The following is a 9,409-nucleotide window of genomic DNA, read 5'->3' as shown; positions in this document are numbered from 1 at the left end:
TCGTCAAGGTGGTCAATGCCGATTCGAAACTGGACGGCGGCGCTCAATCGCTTTATGATTATGTTCGATGACCGTATCAGCAGACATTTAATCTAAATCGCAGTTACACAGAATTCGGGATGGTCTCAGAACTTTGTTCAAGGTGGCTTTGTATTTCGGCATTTAAGGCAGCTTCGGTGAGCTGTTTGATGAGTGGGGCAAGTACCCCGTCACTGCCTGTGATAGGTTTACCTGCTTGGATGCCTTTTAAGGCTTCGTTAAAGTCAAAGTTTTGCATAGTGTCATTCCTTGTTTTTTACATAGTTTAGGGTAATGACACAGAATTTTGAACACTACCTTTCTACTCTTAAATAACTATCTTTTTTTGCACTAATCTGAAATTAAAACCCGCTCTATTTATTAAAAAAGCGGGTTTTTATATAGAATTATTTATACTCTATCTCTTAAAAATCTTTGATAACAACCCACTCTTCAATGGACGCGTTATCTTATTACCCTTATAACGCTTATGTGACTTCTTAGGTATTACACCAAACGGCTCTACACGATAGTCTTCTAAACTGTAACCTGCATCTATAGCTTCTTGATAATAGGCATCAAATAAGTCGCTAAGTTCTTGTCTTGGATGAGGCATGATTTTTCCGTCAAACCAATGCTTCGCTCCCTCTTTTTCTAACCGTGGTATCGAATATTTGTGACTGAACTGCGTACCCATATCAGAATAATGAAGGATTTTTATATCTTTAATCTCTAAATCCTCACCATCAATACAATTGTAACTGTCAATATAAGGAGTGATTAACTCAGGACGCTCTTTAAACTGCTTCATCAGCTTATCATGCCCTTCTGGATCAGCTTTCAACTGACTTATAGGCTTTAGTAAATTTTGAGCTTTCTGACAATCCCATACGCAAGTGCAAAGGCGCGTAATAGCATCCTTTGTTTTAGCAGCAACAACACCTTGGCCCTCAATAGGATGATTCCACAGCTCGTTTAAGTCGCTAAGCACAACCATATCGGCGTCCATATAAATGGCACGGCCTTCGAAGCCACAGTACTCAGGAATGGCCCAGCGAAAGCCTGAAAATGGTGTTGCCCATTTTTTAGTATCCCATCCCTCGCCCTTTTCTGGGTTTGAATACCAAAAACTCTCAGGATCACGAGACAGCTGCATCCATACGATTTCTACTGGAGAACTGGTATGTTTTTTTATACTGTAATCTAGCACCATCATTTGTTCTAAATCACTGTTGTTTGGATCACAGCCTACAAATACTCTGATTGATTCTTGACTCATTATTTAATTCCTATTCTTTCCAATTTTCTTTCACCCAGCCGACAGGTAAAATAAAGTGGCGTAAGTGGCGTAAAGGATGCTTTAAGTTTTTAGGGTCTTTAATCTGTTTTAAATGATCTATAGCATTATCTGCTGACTTAAAAGTATACTGCCCATTAATAGCGTTGGTAGGATATAAACCACCTGGGAAGATAATAATACGGGCACCTTTTGGGATTTTAGGCGCTTTAAAGTAGTTCAATGGAAATGGTTGACGACATTTACGGCGGAAGTGAGCGACCCATTTTTTAGGAAATAGCTTCACACCACCCGGTACGTTACGTGTGACAAAACGCTGCTCAAAGCGGTATTTATCAGCAATACCCTGAGGATCTGATTTAAACTTTTCTTGTAAAGAAACCAGCGAACCTACTTTAAATCTAAAGCAAGATGTCTGACCAAGTCGCTCTAATGGATTACTTGGATTGTAAGATAGAATGACATCATCTGGTTCACCATATTCAAAGAATGGATCAAGACTATCAACTATCACCACATCCAAATCTAAGAACAAAACAACACCTGTGACATCACCCAGCTTCTCACCCCACAAACGAGACTTGGGCCACTTGCCTAATGTATTAGTGGGCATAGTCACATCTAATGGCGGTAATTCCTGACATTCAATTTCAGGTCTGACATCGGTAGGGTCATCTGTAAAACAGATAAAACGAAACGGTGGCGTAATATTTCGAGAAACCATGCCGTATAGCTTATTGGCATAATGAGCACCGTATTTTGCACCCCATTTAATACAAATAATTTGTTTGATATTTTTATTATCGGCTGTACTAGAATCTATTAGCATTGACTGCTCACTTTGATCGTATGAATAAATATGATGGCTATATTAGCACAAAAAAAAGACTGAACAATTATGTTCAGCCTCTTGGTCTTTAAAGTAACTTTATTATCAATCAATAAAGCTGAGCCAATCCATATACTGCTCATTGCGACCATGTACCACATCAAAGTACAAGCTTTGTAGCTTCTCAGTCAGCGGACCACGGCCACCATTACCGATAGTACGGTCATCGTATTCACGAATCGGAGTCACTTCGGCAGCCGTGCCAGTCATAAAGATTTCATCTGCTAAGTAAAACTCGTCACGCGTGATGCGGCGCTCAACGACTTTGATACCCAAATCTTCAGCAAACTGAATGATAGTGCGGCGAGTGATACCGTCAAGCGCGCCGCCGCCCAGATCTGGCGTATGTAGCACGCCGTCTTTGACCAAAAACAAGTTTTCGCCTGCGCCTTGGCAGACATAACCTTGTGGATCCATTAGGATGGCTTCGTCATAGCCATTGCGGGTGACTTCTTGGTTGGCCATGATAGAGACAGGATAGTTGCTCGAGGCTTTGGCTTTACACATGGTCACATTGGTCATGTGGTGGGTAAATGATGAGGTTTTGACACGGATACCGTTTTTGATGCCTTCTTCACCAAGATAGGCACCCCAGTGCCAGGCTGCGACCATGGCATTGATACTGTTATCACGTGATGATAGGCCAAGTTTTTCTGCCCCAACCCAAATCAACGGACGGATATACGCCTCTGCCAAGTTGTTTTGTTTGACCACGTCTTTCTGGGCTTGCTCAAGTGCCGCTGCGTCAAAAGGCACATCCATCTGAAAAATCTTCGCTGAGCCCATCAAGCGCTCAGTGTGCTCTTTTAGGCGAAAAATCGCTGTACGGTTGTCAGCAGTTTGGTAAGCGCGAACCCCTTCAAATACTGCCATGCCATAATGTAGGCTATGGGTCAGTACGTGGACGCTGGCATCGGGCTGCTCGATCATCGTGCCATTCATCCAAAGCTTACCTTCTTGTGTTGCCATATTCATTTTATAGTCCTTATGCTAGCGCTGACGTCTAACTTTTTTAAGTAGGTTTTGTTTAACAGTGATTATCAACCATATATGATACCACCACCGCATCTATTTTTATGGTAAAAAATGCATCTTGGTTGTGAAAATCGGTTTAAGAAAACCAATTGTCAATTTTTTATAAGTAGTTTGTACATTGTCTCAATGCTCAAGGCGTATCCTCGGCATCATCTACCCCCATCAAGTGCTGCCACTGATCTTGCACCAGTGCGCGCGTCTCCTTCCATAGCGATTCATCGACCAATAGCGACTGCTCGGATAGTGCCAACTGATGGGTGGCCGCGCGTATTCTGAGATAAGCATCGGTCAAGTCTTGGCAAACTTGCTGATCCCAGATACCAAGCAAGGCCATTTCTTCAAATATACGGACATTGTCGCTCCATTTAGTCAGGCTTGGATGATCATGCGAATAGGCCAATACCGCAAATTGTGCCAAAAACTCAATATCGATAATCCCGCCGGCGTCTTGTTTCAGATGAAACTTGCCCGCTTGCTGCTGCCACTGACTGGTGCCCAGATGTTTTTGCATCTTGATACGCATACTGGTGACTTCCGTGCGCACCTGCTCTATCGTGCGCGGTAGTGATAGCACCTCTCGGCGAATCTCACAAAAGCGCGCCGTCACTCGCTTATCACCGCATATCGCCCGCGCTCGCACCAGCGCTTGGTGCTCCCAAGACCATGCTTTGTCCATCTGATAAGTCTCAAACGCATGACAGGAAACCACCATCATGCCAGCATTACCTGAGGGGCGCAGGCGCATGTCGATCTCATAAGCGCGGCCATCTCGGGTTTGGGTATTTAAGTAGTTCATTAGTTTTTGTACCAAACGCGCCGCAAACTTCATGCCGCTCACGGATTTTTCGCCCGTGGTCATGCCCTGCTCTTTTATCTTGTGCAAAAATACCAAATCCAAATCTGACGAATAGGACAGCTCTAGCCCGCCAAGTTTGCCATAACCGATAATGGCAAAGCCGCAGTCCGCCTCGGTCACAGGATCACCATCTTGGCCGATGGGATACCCATAGCGCTTGACAATCTCGGCAAAAGCGCGCTCAAGTGCCGCTTCTAATACCACCTCTGCAATGTAAGTCAGCGAGTCTGACACCTTCATAATCGGTCTTTCGGCCAACACGTCGCTTGCCGCTACTGCTAATACTTGATTCTTTTTAAATAAGCGCAGGACACTAAGTAACTCCTCTTCATCACTTGGCTCGACGCGCAATAACTGTTGCCGCAAAATATCATGTAGCTCAAGCTTGTCTGGCAGGTGACGATAGCGCTGCTGCAAAAAAGTATCGAGTAGCACTGGATACTGCGCCAGCTCTTTGGCAATCCAAGGGCTGGCTGAGAGCATTGGAATCAGCTCAATGGTGGCGTTGGGGTTTTCGGCGATCATCACCAAATAGATAGAGCGGCGGCAAATCGCCTCGAGTAAGGAGATGAGCCGCGGCAGTGCGGTGTTTGCCAGTTGCTGCTGCTCTTGATGAGCAAGCAAGGCATGGACAATGACCGGATAAGCATCATCCAAACGCTCACGAGCTTCATCGCTCAGATTGGCGACCATTTTTGACTGCCAAAAGCCTTGTAGTAGCTCACGATTGTCTTCTGTCAACACCTCATTTAAGCGGGCGATTTGCGCATCTAGCTGCTCCGGCTCAAGGTCGGTATCTTCGTGGTCGGGTATCTGCCGCTCGGTGACCATACGCTCAAAGGGTACATTGACATTGTGCCGATGATGGTTGAGCGTACTTAGTAACCCTTCCCAATTAGCAAAACCAAGGGTAATCGCCAGATTGTGCTGCCACTGCCGATCATGAGGCAGACGCTGGGTCTGCTGGTCATTAATTGCTTGAATGCCATGCTCGAGTCGGCGCAAAAACCGATAGGCTGCTTGTAGCTGCTCGTAGGTACTACGCTCTAAATACTCAAGCGCGTACAATGCCTGCATCGCTTGCAGGCAGGATTTGATCTGTAGCTGTGGGTGCCTGCCGCCATAGATAAGCTGAAACGCCTGAACGATAAACTCGATATCTCTGATACCGCCTGCACCAAGCTTGATATTGTCCAAATCCTCGCGCTGAACCACTTGGTTTTGAATCAAAGACTTCATCTCTCTGAGCGCCGAAAACGCACTATAATCCACATAATAGCGAAAGACAAAGGGTTTGATGAGCGCTTGTATCTGCTCATAAAATGGCGGCTCTATATAACCGACCACACGAGCCTTGAGCCAAGCAAAACGCTCCCATGCGCGCCCGTGTAATGAAAAGTATTTTTGTAACGCAGACAAATGAATGGCTAAGTCGCTGCCATCACCCCATGGACGCAGGCGCATATCGACACGAAACACAAAGCCATCTGCGGTATTATTATCAAGCAATTTAATGATGCCTTGACCAAGCCTTGTCATAAAGCGCTTATTGTCTATGCTGCGTGTGCCCTTGGTTTTATCGCCATTGGTCTCACCGCGCGCTTGATGGACAAAGACAAGGTCGATATCGCTGGATAAATTCAGCTCATGGGCGCCAAGTTTTCCCATGGCCATAATCGCCATGTCGTCTGTTTGTACTTGACCCTGCGCATTGATAAAAGTCGGCTCGCCGTACTTTTTGATCAGATGCTGGTAGGTATAATTCTTGGCAAAAGAGATACAGCCGTCTGCAAACTCCGACAGCTCATCGGTCAATTGCTCAAGCGCTATCATGTGCAGCGCGTCTTGCCAAATCCAGCGCATCATCAGCAAAGTGCGCAGATGGCGAAGACCACTCATCACTTTGGCCTCATCAGCGAGTTGGTAGTTTTCATCCAACGTATAGTCTTGGATCAAGTCATCGATTTGCTGGCGTGTGAGGGTTTGATCCAGCGGATAGCTACGCAAAAACGTCTGACAAGAGACTGTCCGACTCTCCCAAATCTGATAAGCAAACTCACTGGCAGTGCGTAATATTTGCAGCTGCTCTGCGGTCGGCTGATAGTCTGTACCATGGGTCGAGCGTGAAGACATAGCAGGTAACATAGAAAAAGAAACTCCTTACATAGAGTGATAAGACTACGTGAACCTAGCCCATAAGTTTATTATTTTTTATTACGAAGCAGTCACCAGCACCCATCACGACATCTAATATGTCTATATCTGGTAAACTTGGTAGAAAACCCCATTCATTCATAGTGATCCTATCTGCTTTTGGCTGCTTTATGGTAGCATAAACCACTTTAGCACAAATGATAGATAAGACCTCCTATGACCACCACGACCCCTTTGCTGTTAGTGACGGCTGATCCCAGCCATCCTCTCGCCCATTTAGCCCTGCGTTATGCTCGTGCCTATCTCAGCGCGCGCCCAGCAGATGACAGCAGTCACACCTTAAACGTGTTTTTTTATGGCGACGGCGCACATACGGCCAATCGCTTGCGCTGGCAATCGGCAGACCAGCTTGATATGACCAAAGCATGGCAAAATCTGGCAGAGCAGTATCAGCTGTCGCTACCGGTCTGCGTCAGTACCGCACTCGGTCGCGGTATTAGTGATACCGATAACAGCGCCCGCCATCAGCTAAGCGGGGATAATCTGGCCGCAGGATTTACCTTGGTCGGCCTAAGTGAGCTGGCAATGATGATGCAGGCTGATGGCCGGTTGATACAGTTTTGATCACCTCAAGCGATATAAGCTCAGCCCAACTCATCAGCACATTTAAGTAGGAGATTTCTATGAAATTATTGATTAAGCTGCATACGCCAACCGAAATGGCCAGCTATGAAGGCTGCGCGTTGGCACTAACGCTGGCGACCTTTGGTCATGATGTGCAGCTGTATCTAGATGCGCCTGTCTTTGGCTTGCTGATGCAGCCAGAGTCACGTTTGCACGGGATGATACAATCGCTTGAGCTCTATGACATGCCAGCGGCGTGGCTGCCTGACGATGTCTTTAGCGGCTGGGTCACAGGTATGCTGCCTACTGATCTGGCCTCACAGCTGATATTGGTTCCAGAAGTGATACCTGCAGCAGACTTCGAGCAAATCTTAACCTTTTGATAATTCAACCCTTCGTCAAAATCTGTACAAGCTCACACAACTATATCAAAACCACCATCCATTTGGCGTTTGTGCTTACCGATAACGCATAGGCATCGATAGACGCAAGCGGCTGGATATAATTTGGACATTATCATGGCAACTTTATATCAATTACATAGCAGCATAGATACGCTAAGACGCTGCACAGACGAGATGTCTCGCACTTGGCAGCGCGGTGATAGCATCTTGTTATTGGGGACGACGGCTGCATTTATCGACTGGCTCAATGCTTATTTGGCTGACAAAGACATAGGCGGTATCGCGGCTATGTATGCGCTGAGCGATGATATCGCGCAGCTCACGACCAGCGCTGTTGAGCAATTACAGCTAGATACCAAACTCAGTGCAATACTAAGCGATCAACAATGGGTCGCACTGACAGGAAGCATCGATAGCAATCATGCTAAATTTGATAAAGTGGTGACCATTGCCCTATGAACGATAATACAACCCATGCCGCACAGCCCGCTATTGAATTGGATCAAGACGGCCATCTATGTGACCACACCATCTGGACGCCTGCCATCGCCCAGCAGCTAGCCGATACCTTAGAGGTACAGCTAGCAGAGGAGCACTTGCAGGTTTTGCTGCAGGTACGCGCGTTTTTTGCCAAATTCAACCACCCACCAGCCACCCGTCCACTGATCAAATGGCTACAAAAAACCCTGCCCGAGTACGATATCAGCAATCAAAAGCTACAACAGCTGTTTAACACAGGACTGGTGGCGCGCCATGTCAATCGCTTGGCAGGCTTGCCCAAACCGCCGAACTGTTTATAGTTTGTAGTTGATAGCAGCCATGGCCAGTAGCACTATTTTGGATCATACACCGTCAAGCTCTCATAGCCGATACTGCGCCCTTCATCGCCTACAAACCCCTGCTGACGCCAAATTTCGTACAAGCATATCGCCACACTATTGGACAAATTAAGACTGCGCGAGTCCGCCAGCATCGGCAAGCGCAGCCAATGAGCCGCGCCAATGTCCTCTCGGATATCATCTGCCAGACCAGCCGTCTCTGAGCCAAAGACCAACGCGATGTTTGGCATCTGACCAGTCTCATTATCCGGTCGTCCGCCAAAATCATAGTCATAAAAAGGCTGGCTCAGCTTGGTAGTCAGAGCAGTGATGGTATGACAATCCGCCGCTTGTAGCGCACGTCTGGCAGCTGGCCAATCATCGTGAACCTGCATATGCGTGTACTCATGATAATCCAGTCCTGCACGGCGCAGTTTTTTATCATCAAGCTCAAACCCTAATGGCCTAACCAAATGCAGCTGCGCGCCTGTATTGGCACATAAACGAATGATATTGCCGGTATTGCTGGGCATTTTGGGGGCTACCAGCACAATATGAATGGTCATACAAACTCCGCGAGTGGTCTAAATTTTATACAGTCAGTCTGATATAAAAACGATACAGTAAGATGAAAAGCTCTTTTTCTCAGACTTAAGCAGCGCAGGCACAGCACCCAAGAAATCCAACGTTTTATTGATCGCATTGAGCGGCTTGATCGCCATATATCCGATTTATTTGAATTCGACTATAGATAACATCAGTAAGTAATCATAAGTTACAGTTTACTGCCAATAATTACATTTTGATACTGTGCATGGTTTTTAACTTTCACTATGATATCTGTAACGGATAGCAAGACAGTGTCTACATTTCGTTCTGCTATCTAGCAGCCCTACAGTAAGCCTTGGTACCATACTAAGTGTTACTGTCATTATTTATAACAATCGATTTATCTTGAGGATATTATTATGAAAAAAGTAATCATCGCATCTTTGACTGCTATGTTTGTTTTAACTGGTTGCAACACCTTTAAAGGTCTAGGCCAAGACGTATCAAGCGCTGGTGATGCTGTGACCGGCGGCGCACAAGACGTACAAAACAAAATCTAATGATTGGTTTTTAGATTTTCGAAGGGCTTATCATTGATTTGATAAGCCTTTTTTTGACTCTGTATTTTTTCATACATTATACCAAACCCAAAATATATAGTATAATCCACTTATGACTATACCAATACATAACCTAGAAGACCATGACTTTGGCAAACACTCAAAGACTGAGAGTAACCCCAGAGCCCGCCTACGCCTGCTCATC

The 9,409-nt window shown here is 45.8% G+C and carries 11 protein-coding genes; 5 read left to right on the top strand and 6 right to left on the bottom strand.

What is annotated here, in order from left to right:
* Positions 1 to 103: 103 nt before the first annotated feature.
* From JMX98_RS12985 to glnE, 5 genes are all read right to left on the bottom strand, one after another.
* Entirely contained in the window at positions 104 to 277 is a 174-nt protein-coding gene (locus tag JMX98_RS12985; RefSeq protein ID WP_413786557.1) for a hypothetical protein, read from the bottom strand.
* Positions 278 to 436: 159 nt separating this feature from the next.
* Positions 437 to 1,297 carry a glycosyltransferase gene (locus tag JMX98_RS12980; protein ID WP_201587175.1) on the bottom strand — a complete coding sequence of 287 codons (861 nt, stop codon included), beginning with the start codon at positions 1,295 to 1,297 and terminating at the stop codon, positions 437 to 439.
* A gap of 10 nt (positions 1,298 to 1,307) precedes the next feature.
* Positions 1,308 to 2,144, bottom strand: a complete 837-nt coding sequence (locus tag JMX98_RS12975) for a glycosyl transferase (RefSeq protein WP_201587174.1) — start codon at positions 2,142 to 2,144, stop codon at positions 1,308 to 1,310.
* A 105-nt stretch (positions 2,145 to 2,249) separates the two neighbouring features.
* Positions 2,250 to 3,179, bottom strand: coding sequence for a branched-chain amino acid transaminase (locus JMX98_RS12970; protein WP_201587173.1), 930 nt, complete (start codon positions 3,177 to 3,179; stop codon positions 2,250 to 2,252).
* Positions 3,180 to 3,369: 190 nt separating this feature from the next.
* Positions 3,370 to 6,240: a bifunctional [glutamate--ammonia ligase]-adenylyl-L-tyrosine phosphorylase/[glutamate--ammonia-ligase] adenylyltransferase gene (glnE, locus tag JMX98_RS12965; protein WP_227680178.1), complete on the bottom strand. Its 2,871-nt coding sequence runs from the start codon at positions 6,238 to 6,240 to the stop codon at positions 3,370 to 3,372.
* A gap of 225 nt (positions 6,241 to 6,465) precedes the next feature.
* Between glnE and tusD the strand changes: the two genes are divergently transcribed.
* The 4 genes from tusD to JMX98_RS12945 all read left to right on the top strand — a co-directional run bounded on the left by tusD (position 6,466) and on the right by JMX98_RS12945 (position 8,077).
* Positions 6,466 to 6,873, top strand: coding sequence for a sulfurtransferase complex subunit TusD (gene tusD / locus JMX98_RS12960; protein WP_105245992.1), 408 nt, complete (start codon positions 6,466 to 6,468; stop codon positions 6,871 to 6,873).
* A gap of 59 nt (positions 6,874 to 6,932) precedes the next feature.
* The gene (locus JMX98_RS12955; RefSeq protein ID WP_105245995.1) at positions 6,933 to 7,256 is read left to right on the top strand and encodes a hypothetical protein; all 324 of its coding nucleotides are present in this window, start codon (positions 6,933 to 6,935) and stop codon (positions 7,254 to 7,256) included.
* A 135-nt stretch (positions 7,257 to 7,391) separates the two neighbouring features.
* Positions 7,392 to 7,736: a hypothetical protein gene (locus JMX98_RS12950; protein WP_201587172.1), complete on the top strand. Its 345-nt coding sequence runs from the start codon at positions 7,392 to 7,394 to the stop codon at positions 7,734 to 7,736.
* Positions 7,733 to 8,077 carry a TusE/DsrC/DsvC family sulfur relay protein gene (locus tag JMX98_RS12945; protein ID WP_192995516.1) on the top strand — a complete coding sequence of 115 codons (345 nt, stop codon included), beginning with the start codon at positions 7,733 to 7,735 and terminating at the stop codon, positions 8,075 to 8,077. Before JMX98_RS12950 ends, JMX98_RS12945 begins: the two co-directional genes overlap by 4 nt.
* A 32-nt stretch (positions 8,078 to 8,109) precedes the next feature.
* Here the strand turns inward: JMX98_RS12945 and JMX98_RS12940 are convergent, their stop codons facing one another.
* Positions 8,110 to 8,661 carry a tRNA (cytidine(34)-2'-O)-methyltransferase gene (locus tag JMX98_RS12940; protein ID WP_198337066.1) on the bottom strand — a complete coding sequence of 184 codons (552 nt, stop codon included), beginning with the start codon at positions 8,659 to 8,661 and terminating at the stop codon, positions 8,110 to 8,112.
* A gap of 402 nt (positions 8,662 to 9,063) precedes the next feature.
* On the opposite strand from JMX98_RS12940, the gene JMX98_RS12935 reads away from it, so the two are divergent.
* Positions 9,064 to 9,204, top strand: a complete 141-nt coding sequence (locus tag JMX98_RS12935) for an entericidin A/B family lipoprotein (protein ID WP_201587171.1) — start codon at positions 9,064 to 9,066, stop codon at positions 9,202 to 9,204.
* The last annotated feature ends 205 nt before the right edge of the window (positions 9,205 to 9,409 follow it).

Origin of the sequence: Psychrobacter sp. HII-4 (assembly GCF_904846595.1) — a bacterium.
Classification (GTDB): Bacteria; Pseudomonadota; Gammaproteobacteria; order Pseudomonadales; family Moraxellaceae; genus Psychrobacter; species Psychrobacter celer.
The sequence above is the reverse complement of the archived record's forward strand: the minus strand, read 5'-3'. Positions and strand labels throughout refer to the sequence as shown.

Bases quoted from the DNA above. Each gene is read 5' to 3' on its own strand.
- JMX98_RS12985 (WP_413786557.1), bottom strand. From the start codon at position 277: ATGCAAAACTTTGACTTTAACGAAGCCTTAAAAGGCATCCAAGCAGGT.
- JMX98_RS12980 (WP_201587175.1), bottom strand. From the start codon at position 1,297: ATGAGTCAAGAATCAATCAGAGTATTTGTAGGCTGTGATCCAAACAAC.
- JMX98_RS12975 (WP_201587174.1), bottom strand. From the start codon at position 2,144: ATGCTAATAGATTCTAGTACAGCCGATAATAAAAATATCAAACAAATT.
- JMX98_RS12970 (WP_201587173.1), bottom strand. From the start codon at position 3,179: ATGAATATGGCAACACAAGAAGGTAAGCTTTGGATGAATGGCACGATG.
- glnE (WP_227680178.1), bottom strand. From the start codon at position 6,240: ATGTTACCTGCTATGTCTTCACGCTCGACCCATGGTACAGACTATCAG.
- tusD (WP_105245992.1), top strand. From the start codon at position 6,466: ATGACCACCACGACCCCTTTGCTGTTAGTGACGGCTGATCCCAGCCAT.
- JMX98_RS12955 (WP_105245995.1), top strand. From the start codon at position 6,933: ATGAAATTATTGATTAAGCTGCATACGCCAACCGAAATGGCCAGCTAT.
- JMX98_RS12950 (WP_201587172.1), top strand. From the start codon at position 7,392: ATGGCAACTTTATATCAATTACATAGCAGCATAGATACGCTAAGACGC.
- JMX98_RS12945 (WP_192995516.1), top strand. From the start codon at position 7,733: ATGAACGATAATACAACCCATGCCGCACAGCCCGCTATTGAATTGGAT.
- JMX98_RS12940 (WP_198337066.1), bottom strand. From the start codon at position 8,661: ATGACCATTCATATTGTGCTGGTAGCCCCCAAAATGCCCAGCAATACC.
- JMX98_RS12935 (WP_201587171.1), top strand. From the start codon at position 9,064: ATGAAAAAAGTAATCATCGCATCTTTGACTGCTATGTTTGTTTTAACT.